This window comes from Celeribacter neptunius, assembly GCF_900113955.1.
GTDB lineage: Bacteria > Pseudomonadota > Alphaproteobacteria > Rhodobacterales > Rhodobacteraceae > Celeribacter > Celeribacter neptunius.
This window is the reverse complement of record NZ_FORH01000001.1, coordinates 1,811-24,092: the sequence shown is the minus strand read 5'-3', so window position 1 is coordinate 24,092 and position 22,282 is coordinate 1,811. Positions and strand designations below refer to the sequence as shown.

Below are 22,282 nucleotides of genomic sequence, written 5' to 3'. Positions count from 1 at the left end.
TTGGTCAGGAAAGCCCCCATCTCTGAGGGACGCATATTTGACCCCAACCTTCAGGAAAGAACAGAAAAACACAATGCTCCTCAGAAAATTGGAACAGTTCTTCGACAGTGAGATCTCCGGCGGCATCGTCCTCATGCTGGCCGCCGTCGCTGCCATGTTCGTGGCCAATTCCTCGCTTTACCCGTATTACGACAGTGCCCTGTCGTCGTATTTCACCGTCCAGCTCGGCGAAAACGGCCTCTCCAAGCCTTTGATTCTCTGGATCAACGACGGTTTGATGGCGGTGTTTTTCCTGCTCGTGGGCCTCGAGCTCAAACATGAGCTGATGGAAGGCAAGCTGAAGAACCCGCGCGACGTGGTGCTTCCCGGCATGGCCGCCGTGGGCGGCATGGTCATGCCTGCCGTGGTCTATTTCGCGCTGAACGTTTCCACGCCGGAAACCCACAACGGTTGGGCCATCCCGGCGGCGACCGACATCGCCTTTGCCCTGGGCATTCTGGCGCTGGTGGGCGACCGTGTGCCCTCCTCGCTGAAGATTTTCCTGCTCACGCTGGCGATCCTCGACGATCTGGGCGCGATCCTGATCATCGCGTTTTTCTACACCGCCGAGCTGCATCTCGACTACCTGTTCCTGGCCACCATTCCGCTGGCGATCATGTTCTACCTGAACCGGGCGGGCATTCACCGGATCGCGCCGATCATCCTCCTGGGCACGGTGCTTTGGGTGCTGGTGCTCAAATCCGGGGTACATGCGACGCTCGCAGGCGTGATCACTGCCTTCTTCATCCCGATCAAGGACAAATGGGGCAAGTCACCGCTGCACGCGCTCGAGAACGCGCTCTCGCCCTATGTGTTCTTCCTGATCGTGCCGATCTTCGCCTTTGCCAACGCCGGCGTGGTGCTCACCGGCGTGACCTTCTCCGATGTGTTCTCGCCGCTGCCGCTGGGCATCGCGCTGGGTCTCATCCTCGGCAAGCAGATCGGCGTGTTCGGCATGACCTGGCTGCTCGTCAAGCTCGGCGTGGCCCAGAAACCCTTTGGCGCCACCTGGCTGCATATCTACGGCGTCGCCGCATTGGCCGGTATCGGTTTCACCATGTCGTTGTTCATCGGCGGGCTGTCCTTTGACGATGCCTTCCATATGAACGAGGTGCGCATCGGCGTGCTCTCCGGCTCCGTGCTCTCCGCCATCATCGGTTTTGCCGTGCTGAAACTGGCACCGGCGGCGGAAGGCCACAAGGCAGAGAAAATCGAAGAGGCGGATATCACCGCCGCCGAGGTGCAGGAACCTGCTCAGTAAATCTCGCCGACACCAACAGAAAAAGGGCCGGAGGAGCGATCCCCCGGCCCTTTTTTCATGTCCTGCCGTCGAGCTTACTCGACAGCGATCAGATCGAGGATCTGGCGCGCCGCCGCCGGGATATTGGTGCCCGGACCAAAGATCGCTTTCACGCCTGCCTTGTAGAGGAACTCGTAATCCTGCTGCGGGATCACACCGCCACAGATCACGATGATATCCTCGGCACCCTGTTCCTTCAGCGCTTCAATGAGCTTCGGCGCCAGCGTCTTGTGACCGGCAGCCTGGCTTGAGATGCCGACGATATGCACATCGTTGTCGATGGCGTCCTGGGCGGCCTCTTCGGGGGTCTGGAACAGCGGGCCAACGTCGACGTCAAAGCCGATATCGGCAAAGGCGGTGGCGATCACCTTGGCGCCCCGGTCGTGACCGTCCTGACCCATCTTGACGACGAGCATGCGCGGACGGCGCCCGGCTTTTTCGGCGAATGTCTCCACATCCTTCTGGATCTGGGCGAAGCCTTCGTCGCCTTCGTAAGCCGCGCCATAGACACCGGCGAGAGTTTTGACTTCGGCGCGGTGACGCCCGAACGCTTTCTCCATAGCCATAGAAATTTCTCCCACGGTTGCACGGGCACGGGCGGCTTCGACCGCCAGTGCAAGGAGGTTGCCCTCGCCGGATTTTGCCGCAGCCTCGAGTGCGCCGAGGGTCGCCTCGACGGTTGCGGCGTCACGGCTGGCCTTGATCGAGTTGATCCGGGCGACCTGGGATTCACGCACGGCGACGTTGTCGACGTCGAGAATGTCGATCGGATCTTCCTTGTCCTTGCGGTATTTGTTCACACCGACGATCACCTCGTCGCCGCGGTCGATATTGGCCTGACGCTTGGCGGCGGTTTCCTCGATCCGGAGCTTGGGCATGCCGGAATTGACCGCCTTGGTCATGCCGCCCATCTCCTCGATCTCTTCCATCAGCGCCCAGGCCTTGTCCGCGAGCTCCTTGGTCAGGCTCTCGACATAGTAGGACCCCGCCAGCGGATCGACGACATTGGTGATGCCGGTTTCTTCCTGCAAGATGAGCTGGGTGTTGCGGGCGATGCGGGCCGAGAATTCGGTCGGAAGCGCGATCGCCTCATCGAGCGCATTCGTGTGCAGCGATTGCGTGCCGCCCAGCGCCGCCGACATGGCCTCGTAAGCCGTGCGGATGACGTTGTTATAAGGGTCTTGTTCCTGCAGCGACACACCGGAGGTCTGGCAATGGGTGCGCAGCATCTTGGACTTGGCGAGCTTCGGTTCGAACTCCTCCATCACCCGGGTCCAGAGATAGCGCGCGGCGCGCAGCTTGGCGGCTTCCATGAAGAAATTCATGCCGATGGCGAAGAAGAAGGACAGACGCCCCGCAAATTTATCGACATCCATCCCGGCCTTGATCGCGGTGCGAACATATTCGCGCCCGTCGGCGAGCGTGAAGGCCAGTTCCTGCACCAGGTTGGCGCCGGCTTCCTGCATGTGATAACCAGAGATCGAGATCGAGTTGAATTTCGGCATCTCGTTCGAGGTATACTCGATGATATCCGCGATGATCTTCATCGAGGGTTCCGGTGGGTAGATATAGGTGTTGCGGACCATGAATTCCTTCAGAATGTCGTTCTGAATGGTGCCCGCGAGCAGCGCCTTGTCATGGCCCTGTTCCTCGCCGGTGACGATGAAATTCGCCAAAACCGGAATGACAGCCCCGTTCATGGTCATCGAGACCGAAACCTTGTCCAGCGGAATGCCGTCGAACAGGATCTTCATATCCTCGACGCTATCAATCGCCACACCGGCCTTGCCGACGTCGCCGACCACGCGCGGGTGATCGCTGTCATAGCCGCGGTGGGTGGCGAGGTCGAAGGCCACGGACACGCCCTGTTGCCCGGCTGCCAGTGCCTTGCGATAAAACGCATTCGATTCCTCGGCGGTGGAGAAACCGGCATATTGCCGGATGGTCCAGGGCCGGCCGGCATACATGGTCGCCTTCACGCCGCGGGTGAACGGCTCGATCCCCGGCGTATTGCCCAGATGCGCCATGCCCTCGAGATCGTCCTCGGCATAGAGCGGTTTGACCTTGATCCCCTCGAGCGTTTCCCACTCCAGGCTCTCGAGCGGCTTGCCGCGCAGCTCTTTCGTGGCCAGTTCTTCCCAGGTCTTCCTGTCCGTCATCGCAGGCTCCTCTCCATATTCCACACGCGGGGGTAAAACCCGCAATCATCCTTGGTTTGGACCGCCCGCTCCCCTATATAAGGGAGAGCCCGGGAGGTCCGATGAAACAACTCTATGTCGCCGCGTTCACAGCGCTTTTTCTTAGTCCGGCTGCCATTGCCATGGCCCAGGACACCGCCGAACCAGCGCCGCAAGAGCAGCTGCAAGACCCGGCCCCTCTGATCGCCCCGGCCGGCGAGACCGAGCTCGTGCGCTTCAAATGGGCCGCGCGGGTGATCCTGGTCTTCGCCGACAGCCCATTGGACCCGTCGTTCAACGAACAGGTCTCACTTCTCGAATCCCGTCCCGACCCGCTCTTGGAGCGCGACGTGGTGGTCCTGACCGACACCGACCCGGAGGCCCGTTCCCCCATTCGCACCGAATTGCGTCCGCGCGGCTTCGCGCTTGTCATCGTCGACAAGGACGGCCGCACCATGCTCCGCAAACCCGACCCGTGGGACGTGCGCGAGATCACCCGCGCCATCGACAAGACCCCGCTGCGACAGCAAGAGATGGAGAGCGGGCGATAATCCACCGCCCGGCTCACGCGCAGCTCCGCGCATTCCCGAGGGGATATGCCTGCGGAGCCGCTCATCGGATCACTCGAACTCCATGATCACTTCGTCGACGGCCAGGCTGTCGCCCGCCTTGGCGTTGATCTTGGACACCACCCCCTTGCGCTCGGCGCGCAGGATGTTTTCCATTTTCATCGCCTCGACGGTGCAGAGCGCCTGGCCCTCCTGTACTTCCTGACCTTCTTCCACGTCGACCTTCACGATCAGACCCGGCATCGGGCACAAGAGCAGTTTCGAAGTGTCCGGCGGCAGTTTCTCGATCATGAACTTGCTCAACTCGGCGGCACGCGGGCTGCGAACATAGACTTTCATGTCGGCGCCACGCGAGCGCAGGCGGAAGCCGCCCGGCACTTTGCCGACCTTCAGCGTCAGCGGCCCGCCATGGTCCATATCGATCACCGCAAGACTGTCGCCCGGGGTCCATGTGCTCTCGCAACGGATTTTCTTGTCGCCGATGGAGACGGTCGAGCCGCTTTTGTCGGCTTCGATCGACAGCGGGAAATCCTTGTCGCCGATCTGCACCACCCAGTCGGAGCCGACCATGCGTTCGTGATTGTCCATCCGGCCCGACACCCGGGCACGACGGATCTCGGCGACGCGGTACATTGCGGCGGCGGCCGCAGCGATGCGCTCCAGATCCTCATAGGGCAGTTCCACACCGTTGAACCCCTCCGGATATTCCTCCTCGATGAAGGCGGTGGTGATATTGCCGGTGATGAAGCGCTCGTGATCCATCACGGCGGAGAGGAACGGCAGGTTGTGACCGATGCCCTCGACCTCGAACGCGTCCAGAGCGTTGCGCATGTTCTCGAGGGCGGAGGCACGGTCCTTGCCCCAAGTGCAAAGCTTGGCGATCATCGGGTCATAATACATCGAGATCTCGCCGCCCTCGTAGACACCGGTGTCATTGCGCACGATGTCGTCCTCGGTGACGATTTCCTCCGGCGGGCGGTATTTCGACAGACGACCGATCGAAGGCAGGAAGTTGCGATAGGGGTCCTCGGCATAGAGGCGGGACTCGATGGCCCAGCCGTTGATGCCAACATCGTCCTGGGTGATCGAGAGCGGCTCACCATTGGCGACGCGGATCATCTGTTCCACCAGATCGATGCCGGTGATCAACTCGGTCACCGGGTGTTCCACCTGCAGACGCGTGTTCATTTCGAGGAAATAGAAATTCTTGTCGCCATCGACGATGAATTCCACGGTGCCGGCCGAGGTGTAATCCACGGCTTTCGCCAGTGCCACGGCCTGCTCGCCCATCGCCTTGCGGGTTTCCGGATCGAGGAAGGGCGAGGGCGCCTCTTCGATGACCTTCTGGTTGCGACGCTGGATCGAACATTCGCGCTCATTGAGCCAGATGCCATTGCCATGGGCATCGCAGAGCACCTGAATTTCGATGTGGCGCGGCTGGGTGACGAATTTTTCGATGAAAATCCGGTCATCCCCAAAGGAGTTGGCGGCCTCATTCTTGGACGACTGGAAGCCTTCGCGGGCCTCGGTGTCGTTCCAGGCGATGCGCATGCCCTTGCCGCCGCCGCCGGCAGAGGCCTTGATCATCACCGGATAGCCGATCTCATTGGAGATTTTCACCGCCTCATCGGCATCCTCGATCAGCCCCATATAGCCGGGCACCGTGTTCACACCGGCTTCTTTCGCAAGTTTCTTCGAGGTGATCTTGTCGCCCATGGCCTCGATCGCGCCTTTCGGCGGGCCGACAAAGGCGACGCCTTCGGCGGCCAGCGCCTCGGCGAATTTCGAGTTCTCCGACAGGAAGCCGTAGCCCGGGTGCACGGCCTGCGCGCCGGTCTGCTTGATCGCGTCCATCACCTTGTCGATGACGATATAGGACTGGTTGGCCGGCGGCGGGCCGATATGTACCGCCTCATCCGCCATCTGCACATGCAGCGCATGCTTGTCGGCATCGGAATAGATGGCGACCGTCTTGATCCCCATTTTCTTGGCGGTTTTCATCACCCGGCAAGCGATCTCGCCGCGGTTCGCAATCAGGATCTTGTCGAACATGTCCTGTCCTCTCCCTTTCTCAAGTCAGTCCCGCCCGGGCCGCGCTCCTCGTGCGCCCGGATCGGATCGTCGGTTTCAAACACGAAAAAGCCCCCCGGACGGACTGGTCCAGGGAGCTTTCAAAACGGATATCATCGCGGAGCGGCGCGCGGCCGCTCAAACGAGATGGATTAGTTACAGACGCCTGCGTCGTCGCAATAGGTGCCGGCAAGCGCACCCAAGGCTGCGCCGGTGAGCACATTGTTGTCGGTCGCATCGGCGACGACGGCACCCGCGGCAGCGCCCGCGAGGGCACGTTCGCCATCGGTGGACATGCAACCGGCAAGCGCCGCGGAAGAAACGAGGGCGAGAATGAGAATGGATTTACGCATTGTTCTGCTCTTGATGTGGTTGTGACTACCGTAATTTTACGCCAATCCGACAGAAACGCATAGGCAAATCGGCACGCAAACCTCGGTTCGGCGGAACTGCGCGCATGGGGCAACGGCCCCAAGGAAACCCGGGCCCGGAAAACGGGCAAGAAAGAGCGGCGAGGACCGTGCGGGGGATGCACAGACCTCGCCAAAGGGGAAGGGTAACGGTTTTCAGAACAGGCCGGGACGTTGCTGGTCGTCATCGGCCTGTGAGAAAGATGGGACCTGATCCGCTCGCTCACAAGGGCATGCCCGCCCTGCCCGCCGTCTTCGGCAGCAGTTCGCGCAAACAGCCCTGAGCCAAGCGAAAACCCGCGCATCAGTCCTCGTACTCCCCGTCCTCGTCGCCATTCCACATGGCGTCCCAATCGGGCATTTCCTCGTCTTCCTCAGAGGCGAAAAGCTCCGGGAAGGTGGCCATGGCACGCTTCACGTCGATCTTCAGCTCGGCCTCGTAAGACGCCGGATCGAAATCGTCGGGATCGGCCGGCACGACCTCGCGCCCGAACAGCCAAGACAGCCGCCCGGCGTCGAGATTGCCGCGTTCGAATGTCTCTTCGCCGAAATAGCTCCAGAGCGCCGACATGAAGGCGGCATCGGCGCGCTTGTCGGACGGTTTGCGATCCTTGTAGCGCTCCAGCGCCTTCAAGGGCGTCACGCCTTTCGGATTCGCCCGCCGGATCACGAATTGATAGTCGGACCCCGGAAGACGCCCCGGAAATCCCTTGTGTTTCAGCATGTAGTCACGTGCCATCAGCCTTCTCCCTCATCAGGTCTGCGGGCCACAAGGTCGATCTCGACCAGTGCGCCCACGGCCAGAGCCGTCACGCCCACCGTGGTGCGTGCCGGAAGCCGGTCCGCGGGGAAGTAGCTTTTGTAGGTGTCGTTGAACAGCGGGTAATCGCGTTCGAACTCGGTCAGGAAACACCGGCATTGCACGATATGCTCGGCGCCGAGCCCCAATTCACCGAGGATCAGCAGCAGATTGTCCATGACACGCCGGGTCTGCGCCTCGACCCCTTCCGGCAGCGCCGCATCGGGGGCGGCCGGGTCGGTCGGCATCTGACCGGTCAGAATGACCCAGCCATCATCCTCGACCGCATGAGAGAACGGCGCAACCGGACGTGGGCCATTGGAGAACATGTGAAATTTCATTGCATCGCCCTCCCCGAATGAGGAAGGGCGACATTATTACGCTCAGGTCCGCCCTGTTGGGTCCAGTTGCGGATTGTAATCGCGATCGTCGTGGTCATCGCGCGGGCGCTGCGGGATTGGCACACATTCCTGCGTGCGAGGATTGAATTCCATGCCTTCCGGGCAGCAGGGCACGAGCCCGTCGTCGATATAGTACCCCTGGGTCGGATCGAAAGTCTCTGGCCGGATTGGCACACAGCTGTCGTCCGGATTGTATTGGAGATTGCCGAACTTGTCGAAGGTCGGTTCAGGCATGATGGGTTCCGGTGCGGGCGTCGGCGCGCATCCGGCAAGAGCCATCCCCATGGTTCCGAGGAAGGCGATCGTAAAGCGATTGAACATGATGTCCCTCTTCTGTCACGTTTGGTCTTGTGCGTGTCATGATAGCACAGTTTGCGACAGAAAGCTGTGTTTACAGTCTCTGCGACCGGAAACAGACAGGGCTCACAGGCGTGATCGAACGGAAAAAAAACATAACAGTTCATTAAAATGCCTCCCATGCACAGGTACCTTCAACCGGACGATAGGCTTCGAACACCTGCGCCACATCCGGGGCCGGATCGCCGAATTCGGTCGGTTCGGAGGTGAGCGAAATGACGATCATTGCGGGGCTGGGCTCTCCCAGACGCGGCAGGGCATAGCCCACACAGAGCGCGGCCAGATCGGCCTCCAGCTCTTCGTAAGACAGCCGCTCGAGATAGCGCGGCAATTCCGGCGCCAGAAAGCGGAAGCGCGCGGTCAGCCCCATGGCGGGGCGATCCATCACGGTTTCAAAGAATTCCACCTTTTGCCCCGAAGGCACGATGAGCTCCTGGGTGAGCGCCTCGGCCGAGACCGGTGCCCGTTCCGCAGTGGCCGCAAACCCCAGAGCAGAGGCCAGCATGGCACAAGCGATCAGTCTTTTCCGCATCTAGGCCTCCTGTCTCTGGCGGGGCTGCGCGAAACGCACCCAGCGGCTTTGCAAATGATCCTCGGCGAGAAGCGCGGCGATCCGCGCCTCCACCTCAGATTTCGGAAACCGTCCGGCGATCGTGCCGCCGGCGGTGATCTCGAGATCCTCGCCCTGTGTCGTGACCTGCACCACCGGGGCAAAGCCCCGCAGATTTTGCAGCGCCCGCCACATATCCTGACGCACCTGATGCGCGATCCGGGCTTTTCCGAGCCCGGCGCCGCCCTTGATCACGGCCGTTGCCGAAACATCGAACCGCGCGGGGAGCCGACGCGCCAGCGTGAGCGCGCCGTCCACCTCAGAGATATGCCAAGAAGGACGAGACATGAGGAACCGACATTCCGCTCAGAGCGGGATATTGTCGTGTTTCTTCCACGGGTTCTCGAGCTTCTTGTGGCGCAGCGCAGCAAAGGCACGGGCCACACGACGGCGGGTCGAACGCGGCTGGATCACCTCGTCGATGAAGCCACGTTCCGCCGCCACAAACGGGTTGGCAAAGCGGTCTTCGTAGTTCTGCGTGTGCTTGGCGATCTTATCCGCATCACCGAGATCGGCGCGGTGGATGATCTCGGTCGCGCCCTTGGCGCCCATCACCGCGATCTCGGCGGTCGGCCAGGCGTAGTTGAAATCACCGCGCAGGTGCTTGGAGCTCATCACGTCATAGGCGCCGCCATAGGCCTTGCGGGTAATCACCGTCACTTTCGGCACGGTGGCTTCGCCATAGGCGAACAGCAGCTTCGCGCCGTGCTTGATGACGCCACCGTATTCCTGGCCCGTCCCCGGCAGGAATCCCGGCACGTCGACAAGGGTCAGCACCGGAATTTCGAAACAGTCGCAGAAGCGCACGAACCGGGCCGCCTTTTTCGAGCTGTCGATGTCGAGACAGCCGGCCAGCACCATCGGCTGGTTCGCCACCACGCCGACCGTCTGACCTTCGAGACGGATGAACCCGGTGATGATGTTTTTCGCGTGATCTTCCTGAATCTCATAAAAATCGCCCTCGTCGGCCACCGAATGAATGACTTCCTTCATGTCGTAAGGCGTGTTGGCATTGTCCGGAATGATCGTGTCGAGCGCCGCATCAAGCCGGTCGGGCGCATCGAAGAACGGGCGCACCGGCGGCTTCTCACGGTTGTTCAGCGGCAGGAAATCGACCAGACGGCGCACTTCGGAGAGCGCCTCGATGTCATTTTCGAACGCCCCGTCGGCGACCGAGGATTTCTTGGTATGGGTCGAGGCGCCACCGAGCTCTTCGGCGGTCACCACCTCATTGGTCACGGTCTTCACCACGTCGGGACCGGTGACGAACATGTAGGAGGTGTCTTTCACCATGAAGATGAAATCGGTCATCGCCGGCGAATAGACCGCACCACCGGCGCAGGGGCCCATGATGACGGAGATCTGCGGCACCACACCGGAGGCCTCGATATTGCGCTGGAACACTTCGGCATAGCCCGCGAGACTGTCGACACCCTCCTGAATACGGGCACCGCCCGAGTCGTTGAGGCCGATCACCGGCGCACCGTTCTGCACCGCCATATCCATGATTTTACAAATCTTCTGGGCGTGGGTCTCGGACAGCGAGCCGCCGAAGACGGTGAAATCCTGCGAGAAGACATAGACCATACGACCATTGATCGTGCCCCAGCCGGTGATCACGCCATCGCCGTAGAACTTGGTGTCCTCCATGCCGAATTCGGTGCAGCGGTGGGTCTTGAACATGTCGAACTCTTCGAAACTGCCCTCGTCGAGCAGAAGTTCCACGCGCTCGCGTGCCGTCAGCTTGCCCTTGGCGTGCTGGCTGTCGATGCGACGCTGCCCGCCTCCCAGACGGGCTTCATCGCGGCGGTCGTGAAGTTCTTTGATAATATCTTTCACGGGTAGGCCTCCTCGTCATTTCTGCGGCACCTTACGCGGCGCGCGCCCCTGTTCAAAGAAGAGTCTGGCAGATTTGCATAAACTGCAAAAGACCCTTGGCGCAAATTGCAAATCTGAAAATTATTCTGCATCAAACCCCTGCTCGGCTCTGCGTAGGAACGCCACCCCGGCTGTGCGCAAACGCGATGAGTTTTCCGTGGACAGGTGGGTTTTGCCCCCTATCCTGCCGCAATGTTACAGAAACCCGTGGTCCGCTTTCTGGACCGTTCCACACCGCCACATATTGTCACACTGGTGCTCATGGCCGGGATTTCCGCCATGACGATGAACGTGTTCCTGCCGGCCTTGCCGGAAATGAGCCGATATTTCGACACGGACTACAGTGTCATGCAGCTTTCGGTGGCGATTTTTCTGGCCGTGAATGCCGGGTTGCAACTGGTGATCGGGCCGCTCTCCGACCGGTTTGGCCGGCGTCCAGTGCTGATCGGCGGCATCGTGATTTTCCTCGCCGCGACGCTGGGCGCGATCTATGCCCCCTCGGCGCAGATCTTTCTGTTGATGCGGGCCGCCCAGGCCGGGATCGTCACCGCCATGGTGCTGTCGCGCGCCATCGTCCGCGACATGGTGCCGGGCGAAGAGGCCGCACAAATGATCGCCTATGTCACCATGGGCATGTCGCTGGTGCCGATGGTGGCACCGACCATCGGCGGCCTGCTGACGAGCCTCTATGGCTGGCAAAGCAGCTTCTGGCTCCTGTTCGCCGCGGGCCTTGTTTTGTTAACCATCGTGACATTCGACACGGGTGAAACCGCGCCGAAATCCAGCGGCTCGATGAAGGACACGCTCAAGGGCTTTCCGGAACTTCTGACCTCGCAGAGGTTTCTGGGCTATGCGCTTTCCGCCGCCACGGCCTCCGGCGCCTATTTTGCCTTTCTCGGCGGCGCGCCCTTTCTTGGCTCGACGGTCTTCGGGCTGACCGAAGACCGGCTTGGCCTCTATATGGCCGCGCCCGCCATAGGCTATTTCTTCGGCAATTTCCTTGCCGGAAAGTTCACCCTCCGCATCGGCATGAACCGGATGATCCTGATCGGCGCGACGATCTGCTCGGCCAGTGTGCTGGCCTCGCTCTCGCTGTTTCTGATCGGCAAGGCGACACCCGAAAGTTTCTTTGCCCTGATCACCTTTCTGGGCCTGGGCAATGGCATGCAATTGCCCAATTCCATCGCCGGTTCGCTCTCGGTCAGGCCGCATCTTGCGGGCACGGCGGCGGGGCTGGGCGGCGCCATGTATATCGGCGGCGGCGCCGTCCTCTCGGCCTTTGCCGGCTCGGTGCTGACACCGGAAAGCAGCGGCACGACGCTTCTCGTCATCATGTTCTGCGCCTCCCTGTCGTCGATCTTCGCCGCCCTGTGGGTGGTCCGGCGCGAACATGTGCTGCGCGATAGCTGAGCAACGCCACACCGTCCGAAGGCGCATTTTGCCCCCTTGCAAGACCGGGTTTGCACTGGCAAACCTTGATTTGCAAAAACCGAGTGGGGAGCGATCATGGCTCAGCAAAAACTCTACGCCGGCGCGAAACTGCGCGAGACCCGGACACGTCTGGGCCTGACCCAGCGCGCCTTTGCCGAGAAGCTCGGCGTCTCGCTGCCCTATCTCAACCAGATGGAAAACAACAACCGGCCGGTCTCGACCGGTGTGGTTCTGGCGCTGGCGCAGGAATTCGGCTTTGACGTCACGGAACTCAGCTCCGGCGATGCGGAACGCATGGTCACCGACATGCGCGAGGCGCTGGCCGACCCGGTGTTCGCCGATGGCGCGCCGCCCTTGGCCGATTTGCGGCTCGCCGCCTCGAACGCCCCCGCGCTGGCCCGCGCCTTTCTCGAACTGCACCGGGCCTATCGCCAGACCACCGAACGGCTTGCCTCGATGGACGAGGCACTGGATCGCGAAGACAGCCCGGCGCGCCCCAGCCCCTGGGAAGAGGTGCGCGATTTCTTTCACTATTGCGACAATTACATCGACGCGGTGGACCGGGCGGCGGAAAACTTTGCCCGGCCGCATGGCGAGGATCGCGACGTGGTCAAGGCGGCGGTGGAGGTGCTCGAAAGCCGCGGCATCACGCTCAGGGCCGGTGACAAGGATCTGCGCCGCTTCGATGCCGACAAGGGCGAGCTGACGATCTCGGCCCGCGCCTCGACCGCCACGCGACGGTTCCAGATCCTGCATCAACTGGCGCTTCTGACCCAGAGCAAGCTGGTGGACGCGACCTTGGATCTGGCCCGGTTTCAAAGCGAGGAAGCCCGCCAGATCGCCCGGATCGGCATGGCGAATTACTTCGCCGGCGCCGCACTTCTGCCATATAGCGCCTTTCTCGAAGCGGCACAGGAGACGCGGCACGATCTCGAAATGCTGGCCGAACGCTTCGGCGCCTCGGTCGAACAGGTGGCACACCGGCTCTCGACGCTCCAGCGCCCCGGCGCCAAGGGCATTCCCTTCTATTTCGTCCGGGTCGATCAGGCCGGCACGATCACCAAGCGCCATTCCGCGACACGGCTGCAATTCGCCCGCTACGGCGGCGCCTGCCCGCTGTGGAACGTGCACCAGGCCTTCGAGCGCCCGGGACATTTCCTCAGACAATTGGCCGAGACCCCGGACGGGGTGCGCTACCTGTCGATTGCCCGCGATGTCTCGAAACCCGGCGGCGCCTTTCACGCCCCTGTGCGACGCTATGCGATCGGGCTGGGCTGTGAGGTGACACATGCAGCCGAGCTGGTCTATGCCGACGATCTCGACGTGACCAAACCGGCCGCTTTTGAACCGATCGGGATTTCCTGCCGGATCTGCGAGCGGCGCGATTGCCATCAGCGCTCGATCCCGCCGCTCGAGCACCGGCTCACCATCGACCCGAACAGCCGCGGCACCCTGCCCTACAAGATCGACTGAGGCAGGCGCCCGCCGCCCTTATCGCCGGGCGGTGAGTGCGATCCCGCCCAGAATGAGCACGGAGGCCAGGACGAAGCGCGCGCTCAGCCCCTCGCCGAGGAACAGCACGCCGCCAAGCGCCGCGATCAGCGGCACGGACAGCTGGGCGCTCGCCGCCAAGGGCGTCGAGAGCTTCGGCAGCACCAGATACCAGAGCAGATAGCCCAGCGCCGAGGCCACCGCACCCGACAGCACCGCCATGAGCCAACCAAAGGGCGTGAGCACCGGCGGCACGATCAGAAAGATCAGCAGGACCAGCGGCACGGTGCCGAGAAAATTGCGGATGGTCCGGTCCACCGGGTCACCGCCGCCGGAACCACTTCTCTGCCCCAGAAGGCTGTAGATGCCCCAGGCCAGACCCGAGAGCGCCATCATGAGCGCCGCCCCCAGGGGCGGGGCCGCAAGCCCCGGCAGCAACAACCATGTCAGCCCGACCAATGCCAGCGCCACGCCGAGGAGGCCTAAGCCCCCGATCCGCGCCCCGCGCAGGGTCGCCACCGCAAGCATGGAGACCTGCACCACCGCGAAGAGAATGAGCGCCCCGCTGGCCGCCGCCATCTCGCGATAGGACAGGGAAAACGCCACGGCATAGGCGAAAAGCGCCAGAACCGCCGGGACATCCGCCCGGGTAAAGCGCGGCGGCACGCGCCGGAACGTGGCCACGGCCACGAGCAGCACGGCGCCGGACAACAGCCGCACCCCGGCAAACCCCAGTGCGCTGTTGTCGGGATCGACCAGCGCGGCGCGGGTCAAAAGCGAATTGCCGGCAAAGGCGATCAATGTCGCCGCCAAAAGCCCGATGAGCCGCAGCTGCGCCCCGCAATCCTGTAACATGCCCCCTCCTCCGCGCTCATGATCTTCGGGAGTCTGGTTCAAAATCCTGCCGTGACAAGAGCGCCAAAGGTCGAAATCCCGAAATGCCATCGCACAGAACGGTTTAGCAGAACGGCTTATCGGTGATGATCCGTCGAATGAGGAGAAAAGTGGCGCGGTTGACGGGGCTCGAACCCGCGACCTCCGGCGTGACAGGCCGGCACTCTAACCAGCTGAGCTACAACCGCGCATTTGTCTTTTCAGACTGTCTTCCGAGTTGCGGAAGACGGTGGGCAGCGGTGGCGCGGTTGACGGGGCTCGAACCCGCGACCTCCGGCGTGACAGGCCGGCACTCTAACCAACTGAGCTACAACCGCTCGCTACCCGATCAGGACCATGCCCTGAACGTGAGGGGCGTTCTATGGCCGGGGCGCGCCCTCGTCAAGCACGGAATCGCGAAAAAGCGACCCGCAGGGCGAAAAAACTTTGAACCGGAAATCCCGCTCTTCACCTACGCCCGCGGCAGACGAGACATCCCCATTGACGAACCCAGTATTCACCTTTTGCGTCGTCTGCCCCAAAGCCTTTTTTCAACCCCTTCCCGGGTCGTTGGAAACGTCCGGAGTCGCCATGCGACGACGCATGACACAAGACAGGCCATGACATGTGCAAGGTAGACAATATACTCGTGATCCTCCCACCACCAAAGTGGCTTGCAGGACACCAAAGAGAGGCGGAAACTTGCAAGCGCAGCGAAGAGAAGAAGCATCTTCACGACACCGCCTTTGCTGGCCGAGTTCCTGATCCGTATTCTCTCTACACTCCTGCGCCCCCCCCCTTCCTTCGGCGCAAGACCACATGGCGTCTTCACAGCCATCAAACAGATGCAAAGCAGGCCCGTGAAGCACATATCGCATGGATTCTGAGAGGAAATGGTGGGTCGTGAGAGGCTCGAACTCCCGACATCTTCGGTGTAAACGAAGCGCCAAGCGACCAAGCTATTGATGTTGCGTGCAAAGCACTGTTTTTAAACCGGGCTATTCCTGCCTCTCGCAAAACAATTCGCTTCCGCGCGGGTTCACGGAACCTTGGCGCACTTCGTAGAACACTCATCGATAAACTGAAACGCTATAAGCGCATCGATGTTCCCAAATGGCTCTGAGCATTCTGCTCCGAGGACACCTTCACTTAAATTGTTATAGATGAAAGGCACACATAACGGCTCTCGATCCCGAAAACGGATATCCATGCACTCCTCCGAGCTATGCTATTGCCGCTGGCGACGCAGCTAGACCCGACGCTCTCTGATATTGCCAGAGCATCTCACGTTTCGGCGCCCGTGAGATCTTGCGCGCTATTTCAGACCGACGTTTCTCACTGCGGACATGCCCTGCAGGACCCATTGCTTCCACGGCAGGATCGTGGCCGCCAGAAGAAAAGCGGCAACCGCCAGCAGCGCCGCGCTGCCGGGACGCGAGATGAAGACGGTCGGATCGCCCCGCGACAAGAGCATGGCACGGCGGAAATATTCCTCCATCATCGGACCGAGCACGAAGCCGATCAACATCGGTGCGGGCTCGAAGCGGAACAGGCGCAAGACATAGCCGATCACGCCAAAAGTCAAGGTGGCCCAGACATCGGTCAGAGAATTCGAGATACCAAAGACCCCGACGCAGATAAGCACGATGACGGTCGGATAGAGGTAATAATGCGGCACGCGCAGCAGGCGGACCCAGATGCCGATCAGCGGAATGTTCAGGATCAGCAAGAAAATATTGCCGAAGACGAAGCTCACGACGAGACCCCAGAACAGGTCGGGGTGCTCCGCGATCAGGCGCGGTCCCGGGGTGATGCCATGGATCATCAGGGCGCCGAGCATCAGGGCCATGGTTGTGGAGCCCGGGATGCCCAGAGTCAGGGTCGGGATGAAGGCCGTTTGCGCCGCGGCATTGTTGGCGCTTTCGGGAACGACAACGCCTTCTATGGCGCCCTTGCCAAATTCGGCGCGGTTTCTGTTCACGCGCTTCTCAAGCGCATAACCGACAAAGCTTGCGACAGTCTGACCCGTTCCCGGCAATGTTCCGAAAAAGGAGCCGACCGTCGAACCGCGGATTGCCGGCATGAAGCTGCGCTGCCATTCCGATCTGGTCGGCAAAAGACGACCGGTCAGCCCCGCTCCGGCATAGCTCTGGGTCGCACCACGCAGGGAGACCATGACTTCCGAGATGCCGAACAAGCCCATGGCGACAACCACCAACGAGACACCGTCCCGCAGCTCCTGTATGCCGCCGGTAAAGCGGGTCTCCCCGGAATTCACATCGACACCGACAGTCCCCAGGAGAATGCCGAGACAGACCATCATCAATCCGCGCACCGCGCCCGAAGAACTCACAACCGAGGCGGCGACGAGCCCGAGGACCATCACCGAAAAATATTCGGCCGGTTGGAAAAGCAAAGCAAATTCCGCGAGTTTCGGCGCGAGGAGCACCATGACGACAACGCCGAACATCGCCCCGAACATCGAGGCGATTGCGGTGGAGAACAGCGCAACGCCGGCACGGCCCTGTTGCGCCATAGGGTAACCATCGAGGCAGGTGACCGAGGCCGAGGGTGTGCCGGGAATATTGAGCAGGATCGAGGCGATCGAGCCACCGTATTCGGCGCCGTAATAGACGCCTGCCAACATCACCAGGGCGGTTTCGGGCGGAAGGTAAAAGGACACCGGCAAAAGCATTGCGACGGCCGCCAAAGGACCGACGCCGGGCAAGACACCAATGAATGTGCCAAGGAACACCCCGACGAAACAATAGAAGAGATTCTGAGCTGTGGCGGCGGTGGCTAGGCCCAAAGCGAGATTGGCGAGCAGATCCATTTTACAGTCCTCGAATTGCAACGAAGGGGATGCCGAGACCCAGAACGAAGATCAGCCATACAGCCATCGACACGCCCAGAGCCAAAGCGATCCGATACGGCCAACGGAACTCGGGAATGACCGAACCGGTGGCAAAGACCGCGAGGGCGGTCGCAGGCAACACCCCCGCCAGCGGCGTGAGAAAGGCAAAAGCCGAGACCCCTCCGATGACCCCCAGAACGGCCCAGGGATCGGCTTTATCGACATGCATTGGCCGGCGCAGGTTCTCGATTAACGCAGTGAGTGCCAGGAGGCTCAGCACCGCGCCCACGAGCAGGGGAAAGGCGCCGGGCCCCATCCGTCGAAACGATCCGAGCTCGAGCGACGTTGCTGCACCGATGGCGAAGCCGAGCCCAGCCATCAACATGATCACCGGGCCGAGATGCGAGATCAGCCGCCGCATGGCACCGTCTCCGGTTCGAACTCAGGGCCGTCATATCTGTCGGGAATGACGATACGGCCGGCGCGGATTTCCTGCACTGCCGCCAGAACCGCCTCGCGTGCGGCCTCTGGCACATCCTCGCCGAGCTTCAGGGAGACGACGTCGCCCTCGTCGAGACCGAATTCCACAATGTCGGACGGCGTTTTCCCCTCGACCATGTCGCGTATGGCCCATTCGACCCCGATGTCGATCCGGGCGAGCGCGGAAGCAACAAAGACATCGGGCTCTTTCTCGACCCAGTCCAGCGCGTTGCCGATTTGCCGGGCGCCCCTCGCGCGACAGGCCTCGATCGCGCCACGTCTCGCATCGTTCAGCATCGTGAATATGACATCCGCACCCTCCGCGATCTCGGCCTCGGCCCAGCGTTGCGTCACCGCACTGTCATCCTGCGTACCGCAAAACCCGGTGAGGGCTTTCACCGCCGGGGCGGCATGTTTCACACCTGCGACAAAGGCCGCCCGGCCCTTGAGACCGGGGCGCACCCTGTGCCCGGACAGATGTCCGACAACCCCCGATCTGGTCAGGTTTGCTGCGAGCACGCCCGCGAGAAAGGCGGAATCCTCTTGCCGCACATCATAGCTTGCCAGATTGGGGGCCGTTTTCTGGCCCTGGACAATGGCGAAACGCTTGTCCGGATGGGCCGCAGCGATCTCCGGCGTTGCGATATTGCCCTGACCGCCGATAAACACCAGCCCGTCGACATCGGGCACCACTTCGCTCAGGCGCGCACGGATCTCATCCTGATCGTAGCGTACACCGGACACGACGAATATCTCCGCGATCTCCGCCTTTTCGGCCCGTTCCGCACCGGCAAGCGCGCTGGCATTGAATCCGTCGTCCTGAACCTCGCCAACGAAAAACACCGCGATCTTCATAGGGTTACTCATTTCGAAACCGCTTCAACGAGCGGGGTCCATTGCGTCAGCTGTTCCGCGACATAGGTGCTGAATTCCGCGCTGGTTTTCGGCTTGCGGATCAACCCCCAGCTGTCGAACTGCGCCTGAACATCTTGCATTTCCATGGCGTCGAGCAAGGCGGCATCCAGCTTTGCCTTGATCTCAGCGGGGACACCCGCCGGCGCGCTGACCCCGAGCCAGTTCTCGGCGACAATATCGTAGCCGCTTTCGACAAAGGTCGGGACATCCGGCAGCGAGGCAATGCGTTCCGGGGCCGACACTGCCAGGGGGATTGCGGTCCCGTCTTCGACCGCCGGAAGGTTCTGGGGAACAGCGTCAAAGATCATCGGAACAACACCGCCCATGAAATCGAGACGCATGGGGCCAGAGCCCTTGTAAGGGATATGGAACAACTCAGCTCCGGTTTCGTCCTGGAATTGCTCGGCGATGATATGCCCCCAAGAGCCCACGCCAGAGCTGCCGTATTCGAACTTGCCCGGATCGGCCTTGGCCATCTCAACGAAAGAGGCCAAGTCCGTCGCTCCGACAATCGGGGCCGCGAAAAGGCCCAAATGTACGGTGCCGACATAGGTGATGTGATCGAAATCGGCAATCGGATCGTAAGGCGTATCCGGGAAACGGATCGGCGCCACGCTAAACGGGGTAAGGTTGGACAGCATCAACGTATAGCCATCGGGCTCCGCTTGCTGCAGCGCCGATGCCGCGACAGTGCCGGCCGCCCCCGGTTTGTTTTCAACAACGAATTGCGCCCCGAGACTGGCCGACAGCTTTTCGGACAGAAGGCGCGCCACGAGATCGGAGGACCCTCCGGGGGGAAAGGACACGAGAATGCGGACCGGGCGTTCCGGCCAGTCGCTTTGGGCAAGCGCAGGCATGGCGACAGCGGTAAATGTCGCGGCGGACAGGGCGAGTAAGGTTCTTCTGTTCATCGGGCTTTCCTCTCTGCGGTTTGTGAAACCATGGTTCCACGTTCGCGAAAATAGACAAATATTAAGAAACCACAGTTCCACAAAGACCCGCACATGAAACCATTTTTTCTCCAATTTCTATGCGTCCCCCTGCGCGATTGAGTGATTTGAAGGCAGTTTAAAAATTGAAATCTGCGAAGAAATGGCGCGAATCGGCGTCGCGACCGCCGCGACAAACCCGATGGAGACATTGATCTTGCCAAGAGGCGCCGCATGCCACAAACAGGAAATATGGAACCACAGTTTCACCAAAACCCGCAGGAGACGTTTCTCTCTCGCATCAGAGCCGTCCTGCCCGAGCTGCACCGGGCCGAGCGAAAGCTGGGCACGTTCCTGCTCGATTTCCCCGGAGATCTCGCCTCTTACGATGCACAGGAGCTGGCGCGCCTGAGTGGCGTGTCAAAGGCGACCGTCTCCCGCTTCATCCGTCGTATCGGGTTCGAGAACTACGAAGTCGCCCGCCGCGCTGCGCGCGACGAGCGGCAAACCGGGTCGCGTCATTTTCTGGCGCATGCGGAAAACGTGCCCACGGAAAGCCAGCTTTCGGTGAGCGTTCAGGAAGAAATTGCGAATGTTGCCTGGACATTCGAACGCATTGATACCGCCGAGCTCGAGGCATTGGCCGAGGCGATCCTCGCATCACGGCGGGTTTGGCTTATCGGATATCGCATCAGTCGGATTTTTGCCGACTATCTTTACTGGCAACTTCTGAAAGTCGTGCCCTCGGCGACCGTCATCCCGCAAGCCGGCGAGAGCCTGGGGGAATATACCGCCGAAATGACCCCGGAAGATGTCGTCATCCTTGTCGCACTGCGCCGCAAAGCGGCAAATACCGACCCTCTGATCGCGGAGTGCCAGAGACAAGGGGGCACCACGGCGCTGGTGACCGACGAGGGGCATCCGCCGGATCATCGGGCGCGCTGGCATTTCCGCTGCCGGATTGAGACGAGCAGCCCGCAATTCAACCACGCTTCGGTCATGTCCCTGTGCCATCAGATCGTGACACGCACGACAGTGAAAGCCGGACGTGACGCGCAGCACAAACTGCGCCTGATCGACGAGGCAAATGAGCGATTGGGCGAGGTTTGAAACAGGCCACTTGCAGCTCTCTTGACCTGCTCCCCAAGGAGTCCGCGTTTATTGGTTCGCTCTGTTCAGGGTTTGGTCCTCACTTGACCTTTGGTGATACTCCCACGGGGTAAGCCCGTCGAGGCTCGAGTGGGGGCGGTGATGATTGCAGTCGTCGCGTCATGCCGTGATCAGGGGCCGAGCGTGGCGCAGGAAGCGCTGAAGGGTGAACAGACAATAACGGAGCTGGCGAGCCAATTCGGGGTTCATCCGACGCTGATCCATACCTGAAAGCGAGCGCTGCTGGAGGGCGCATCCGGTGTGCGCATCTCCCACTCGGCAGATTGCTTTGCAATCGCCTGTCGGCAATGGATGGACGGCAAGGGTCCGTTCCTCGATAACATCTTCGTCGAACGACTGTGGCGATCCCTGAAATATGAGTGCATTTACCTGCATGCCCGGGAAACCGGATCAGAAGCAAAGGCCAGCGTCGAAAAGTGGATCGAGTTCTACAACCGCAAACCTCCGCATTCTGCACTTGGTGGCAAACCACCTGCTGTGGTCTATTGGCTGAAAAAAGATGAAACCCAAACCGATCAGCATGAGCAAAGAGTGGCTTAAACTACACCAGTTCCTGTCCAACGGATGGGGAGTAGCTCACACTGCCCGAACAGGTTTCGCCGAGTGGAGATTATCCGAGCCGGGGCACATAAGTCACGAAACCGTTGCTGAACGGCAGCACCAGGCGGATAGCCAAGACCTCTGAACAGGGGCCACGGCATAGCAGCCAGACAGTTTCGAAAAGTGCCCCCTCCGCCGGGAGAGAGACATTACAGAGTGGTAACACCGGCGGAGGGGGCGGGGGGGGTACGGATCAGATCACGGTGAGGTTTCCGTTCGCCAAAAGGTCATCGAGCACAGTAGCGCCAAAGGTTACACCCTCGAGATCAACCGTGACGGGGCTGTCAAGCGCCCCTGTACCGTCATGATCGATGGTGAGAAGAGTGCCCCCGCTGCCATCGTCCGCGGCGGTCACGAAATCGCCGAGCGTCCCGGTGTAGCCGATCAAGAGCTGCGAAATATCGAGCACGTCACCGCCCGCCGTGGCGTCGAAATCGGTGATCGTGTCGTTGCCAGCATCCTCGAAGGTCACCCAGAAGGTATCCCACCCGGCCCCGCCGGTCAGCGTGTCATCGCCGGCCCCGCCATAAATGCTGTCGGCCGCGCTACCACCGGTGATGGAATCGTTGCCGCCCAGACCATGCAGGATCTGAGAGATCGCTTCTGCCGAGTAGTCCATCGTGTCATCTGCGGCATTGTCACCAGCAACGGCCCCACCCGAGAGGGTGCCAGAAATGTTCCAACCGTAGTGATCGCGCAAATATTGCACGGCCGTCGCGTCGGTGTAGTCCGCTGTGGTCAGGTCCACACCGGACTGGATTGCCGTCTCGCCCGCAGTGGTGTCGAGCTTGGCCCAGCCTTCCAGCGTGGCATCCATATTTTCGAGCGACATACCGGAACCACTGAACATGCCGGCCATCGTCGTCACACTGCCAATGTCCCACCCCCCGATATCCTGGTTGAAGGAACTGGCGCCATAGAACATGGTG

At 61.2% G+C, this 22,282-nt stretch carries 20 protein-coding genes, 2 tRNA genes and 2 pseudogenes; 6 read left to right on the top strand and 18 right to left on the bottom strand.

Annotated features, from left to right (window positions below):
• Window positions 1–73: 73 nt before the first annotated feature.
• Complete coding sequence (gene nhaA, locus BM151_RS00125; RefSeq protein WP_090055371.1) at window positions 74–1,300, top strand: Na+/H+ antiporter NhaA; 1,227 nt, start codon at window positions 74–76, stop codon at window positions 1,298–1,300.
• A gap of 74 nt (window positions 1,301–1,374) precedes the next feature.
• On the opposite strand, the gene scpA is transcribed toward nhaA, so the two are convergent.
• A complete protein-coding gene (gene scpA, locus BM151_RS00120) occupies window positions 1,375–3,498 on the bottom strand; it encodes a methylmalonyl-CoA mutase (RefSeq protein ID WP_090055367.1) in 2,124 nt (707 codons plus the stop codon).
• A 101-nt stretch (window positions 3,499–3,599) separates the two neighbouring features.
• Between scpA and BM151_RS00115 the strand changes: the two genes are divergently transcribed.
• On the top strand, window positions 3,600–4,067 hold the full coding sequence (locus BM151_RS00115; RefSeq protein WP_090055365.1) for a DUF4174 domain-containing protein: 468 nt from the start codon (window positions 3,600–3,602) through the stop codon (window positions 4,065–4,067).
• A gap of 69 nt (window positions 4,068–4,136) precedes the next feature.
• Here BM151_RS00115 and BM151_RS00110 read toward each other — a convergent pair whose 3' ends face one another.
• The 8 genes from BM151_RS00110 to BM151_RS00075 all read right to left on the bottom strand — a co-directional run bounded on the left by BM151_RS00110 (window position 4,137) and on the right by BM151_RS00075 (window position 10,571).
• Window positions 4,137–6,137 carry an acetyl-CoA carboxylase biotin carboxylase subunit gene (locus BM151_RS00110; RefSeq protein ID WP_090055362.1) on the bottom strand — a complete coding sequence of 667 codons (2,001 nt, stop codon included), beginning with the start codon at window positions 6,135–6,137 and terminating at the stop codon, window positions 4,137–4,139.
• 170 nt (window positions 6,138–6,307) lie between these two features.
• On the bottom strand, window positions 6,308–6,508 hold the full coding sequence (locus tag BM151_RS00105) for a glycine zipper 2TM domain-containing protein (RefSeq protein ID WP_090055360.1): 201 nt from the start codon (window positions 6,506–6,508) through the stop codon (window positions 6,308–6,310).
• Window positions 6,509–6,869: 361 nt separating this feature from the next.
• Window positions 6,870–7,289, bottom strand: coding sequence for a hypothetical protein (locus tag BM151_RS00100; RefSeq protein WP_245781110.1), 420 nt, complete (start codon window positions 7,287–7,289; stop codon window positions 6,870–6,872).
• Window positions 7,290–7,303: 14 nt separating this feature from the next.
• Complete coding sequence (locus tag BM151_RS00095; RefSeq protein WP_218151310.1) at window positions 7,304–7,705, bottom strand: RidA family protein; 402 nt, start codon at window positions 7,703–7,705, stop codon at window positions 7,304–7,306.
• 42 nt (window positions 7,706–7,747) lie between these two features.
• Complete coding sequence (locus BM151_RS00090; RefSeq protein ID WP_090055352.1) at window positions 7,748–8,086, bottom strand: hypothetical protein; 339 nt, start codon at window positions 8,084–8,086, stop codon at window positions 7,748–7,750.
• A 142-nt stretch (window positions 8,087–8,228) separates the two neighbouring features.
• Window positions 8,229–8,654 carry a DUF6497 family protein gene (locus tag BM151_RS00085; protein WP_245781052.1) on the bottom strand — a complete coding sequence of 142 codons (426 nt, stop codon included), beginning with the start codon at window positions 8,652–8,654 and terminating at the stop codon, window positions 8,229–8,231.
• Window positions 8,655–9,020 carry a hypothetical protein gene (locus BM151_RS00080; protein ID WP_090055350.1) on the bottom strand — a complete coding sequence of 122 codons (366 nt, stop codon included), beginning with the start codon at window positions 9,018–9,020 and terminating at the stop codon, window positions 8,655–8,657.
• 18 nt (window positions 9,021–9,038) lie between these two features.
• Entirely contained in the window at window positions 9,039–10,571 is a 1,533-nt protein-coding gene (locus tag BM151_RS00075) for an acyl-CoA carboxylase subunit beta (RefSeq protein WP_090055348.1), read from the bottom strand.
• Window positions 10,572–10,817: 246 nt separating this feature from the next.
• Between BM151_RS00075 and BM151_RS00070 the strand changes: the two genes are divergently transcribed.
• A complete protein-coding gene (locus BM151_RS00070) occupies window positions 10,818–12,020 on the top strand; it encodes a multidrug effflux MFS transporter (protein WP_342714528.1) in 1,203 nt (400 codons plus the stop codon).
• 96 nt (window positions 12,021–12,116) lie between these two features.
• Window positions 12,117–13,514, top strand: a complete 1,398-nt coding sequence (locus tag BM151_RS00065; RefSeq protein WP_090055343.1) for a helix-turn-helix domain-containing protein — start codon at window positions 12,117–12,119, stop codon at window positions 13,512–13,514.
• Between the two features lie 18 nt (window positions 13,515–13,532).
• Here BM151_RS00065 and BM151_RS00060 read toward each other — a convergent pair whose 3' ends face one another.
• The 7 genes from BM151_RS00060 to BM151_RS00030 all read right to left on the bottom strand — a co-directional run bounded on the left by BM151_RS00060 (window position 13,533) and on the right by BM151_RS00030 (window position 19,565).
• Window positions 13,533–14,387, bottom strand: coding sequence for a DMT family transporter (locus BM151_RS00060; protein WP_090055340.1), 855 nt, complete (start codon window positions 14,385–14,387; stop codon window positions 13,533–13,535).
• Between the two features lie 150 nt (window positions 14,388–14,537).
• Window positions 14,538–14,614 (bottom strand) — tRNA-Asp (locus tag BM151_RS00055).
• Between the two features lie 52 nt (window positions 14,615–14,666).
• Window positions 14,667–14,743: transfer RNA gene (locus tag BM151_RS00050), tRNA-Asp, on the bottom strand.
• Window positions 14,744–15,720: 977 nt separating this feature from the next.
• Entirely contained in the window at window positions 15,721–17,238 is a 1,518-nt protein-coding gene (locus BM151_RS00045) for a tripartite tricarboxylate transporter permease (RefSeq protein ID WP_090055337.1), read from the bottom strand.
• A 1-nt stretch (window position 17,239) separates the two neighbouring features.
• Window positions 17,240–17,680, bottom strand: coding sequence for a tripartite tricarboxylate transporter TctB family protein (locus BM151_RS00040; RefSeq protein ID WP_090055334.1), 441 nt, complete (start codon window positions 17,678–17,680; stop codon window positions 17,240–17,242).
• Entirely contained in the window at window positions 17,668–18,606 is a 939-nt protein-coding gene (locus BM151_RS00035) for a BMP family lipoprotein (RefSeq protein ID WP_090055331.1), read from the bottom strand. Before BM151_RS00035 ends, BM151_RS00040 begins: the two co-directional genes overlap by 13 nt.
• Window positions 18,603–19,565: a Bug family tripartite tricarboxylate transporter substrate binding protein gene (locus BM151_RS00030; protein ID WP_090055329.1), complete on the bottom strand. Its 963-nt coding sequence runs from the start codon at window positions 19,563–19,565 to the stop codon at window positions 18,603–18,605. The genes BM151_RS00035 and BM151_RS00030 overlap by 4 nt, the downstream gene beginning before the upstream one ends.
• 252 nt (window positions 19,566–19,817) lie before the next feature.
• Between BM151_RS00030 and BM151_RS00025 the strand changes: the two genes are divergently transcribed.
• On the top strand, window positions 19,818–20,693 hold the full coding sequence (locus BM151_RS00025) for a MurR/RpiR family transcriptional regulator (RefSeq protein ID WP_218151309.1): 876 nt from the start codon (window positions 19,818–19,820) through the stop codon (window positions 20,691–20,693).
• A 48-nt stretch (window positions 20,694–20,741) separates the two neighbouring features.
• On the opposite strand, the pseudogene BM151_RS00020 reads toward BM151_RS00025, so the two are convergent.
• Window positions 20,742–20,885: pseudogene (locus tag BM151_RS00020) on the bottom strand (integrase core domain-containing protein); the annotation flags it as partial.
• Between the two features lie 159 nt (window positions 20,886–21,044).
• Between BM151_RS00020 and BM151_RS00015 the strand changes: the two are divergent.
• Window positions 21,045–21,293, top strand: a pseudogene (locus BM151_RS00015) (integrase core domain-containing protein); the annotation flags it as partial.
• Window positions 21,294–21,546: 253 nt separating this feature from the next.
• Here the strand turns inward: BM151_RS00015 and BM151_RS00010 are convergent.
• On the bottom strand, window positions 21,547–22,282 hold a 736-nt coding region (locus BM151_RS00010), incomplete at its 5' end, for a type I secretion C-terminal target domain-containing protein (RefSeq protein ID WP_177212974.1).

What these genes read in the sequence shown, in the direction of transcription:
- nhaA (WP_090055371.1), top strand. Translation starts at nt 74, where the DNA reads ATGCTCCTCAGAAAATTGGAACAGTTCTTCGACAGTGAGATCTCCGGC.
- scpA (WP_090055367.1), bottom strand. Translation starts at nt 3,498, where the DNA reads ATGACGGACAGGAAGACCTGGGAAGAACTGGCCACGAAAGAGCTGCGC.
- BM151_RS00115 (WP_090055365.1), top strand. Translation starts at nt 3,600, where the DNA reads ATGAAACAACTCTATGTCGCCGCGTTCACAGCGCTTTTTCTTAGTCCG.
- BM151_RS00110 (WP_090055362.1), bottom strand. Translation starts at nt 6,137, where the DNA reads ATGTTCGACAAGATCCTGATTGCGAACCGCGGCGAGATCGCTTGCCGG.
- BM151_RS00105 (WP_090055360.1), bottom strand. Translation starts at nt 6,508, where the DNA reads ATGCGTAAATCCATTCTCATTCTCGCCCTCGTTTCTTCCGCGGCGCTT.
- BM151_RS00100 (WP_245781110.1), bottom strand. Translation starts at nt 7,289, where the DNA reads ATGCTGAAACACAAGGGATTTCCGGGGCGTCTTCCGGGGTCCGACTAT.
- BM151_RS00095 (WP_218151310.1), bottom strand. Translation starts at nt 7,705, where the DNA reads ATGAAATTTCACATGTTCTCCAATGGCCCACGTCCGGTTGCGCCGTTC.
- BM151_RS00090 (WP_090055352.1), bottom strand. Translation starts at nt 8,086, where the DNA reads ATGTTCAATCGCTTTACGATCGCCTTCCTCGGAACCATGGGGATGGCT.
- BM151_RS00085 (WP_245781052.1), bottom strand. Translation starts at nt 8,654, where the DNA reads ATGCGGAAAAGACTGATCGCTTGTGCCATGCTGGCCTCTGCTCTGGGG.
- BM151_RS00080 (WP_090055350.1), bottom strand. Translation starts at nt 9,020, where the DNA reads ATGTCTCGTCCTTCTTGGCATATCTCTGAGGTGGACGGCGCGCTCACG.
- BM151_RS00065 (WP_090055343.1), top strand. Translation starts at nt 12,117, where the DNA reads ATGGCTCAGCAAAAACTCTACGCCGGCGCGAAACTGCGCGAGACCCGG.
- BM151_RS00060 (WP_090055340.1), bottom strand. Translation starts at nt 14,387, where the DNA reads ATGTTACAGGATTGCGGGGCGCAGCTGCGGCTCATCGGGCTTTTGGCG.
- BM151_RS00045 (WP_090055337.1), bottom strand. Translation starts at nt 17,238, where the DNA reads ATGGATCTGCTCGCCAATCTCGCTTTGGGCCTAGCCACCGCCGCCACA.
- BM151_RS00040 (WP_090055334.1), bottom strand. Translation starts at nt 17,680, where the DNA reads ATGCGGCGGCTGATCTCGCATCTCGGCCCGGTGATCATGTTGATGGCT.
- BM151_RS00035 (WP_090055331.1), bottom strand. Translation starts at nt 18,606, where the DNA reads ATGAGTAACCCTATGAAGATCGCGGTGTTTTTCGTTGGCGAGGTTCAG.
- BM151_RS00030 (WP_090055329.1), bottom strand. Translation starts at nt 19,565, where the DNA reads ATGAACAGAAGAACCTTACTCGCCCTGTCCGCCGCGACATTTACCGCT.
- BM151_RS00025 (WP_218151309.1), top strand. Translation starts at nt 19,818, where the DNA reads ATGCCACAAACAGGAAATATGGAACCACAGTTTCACCAAAACCCGCAG.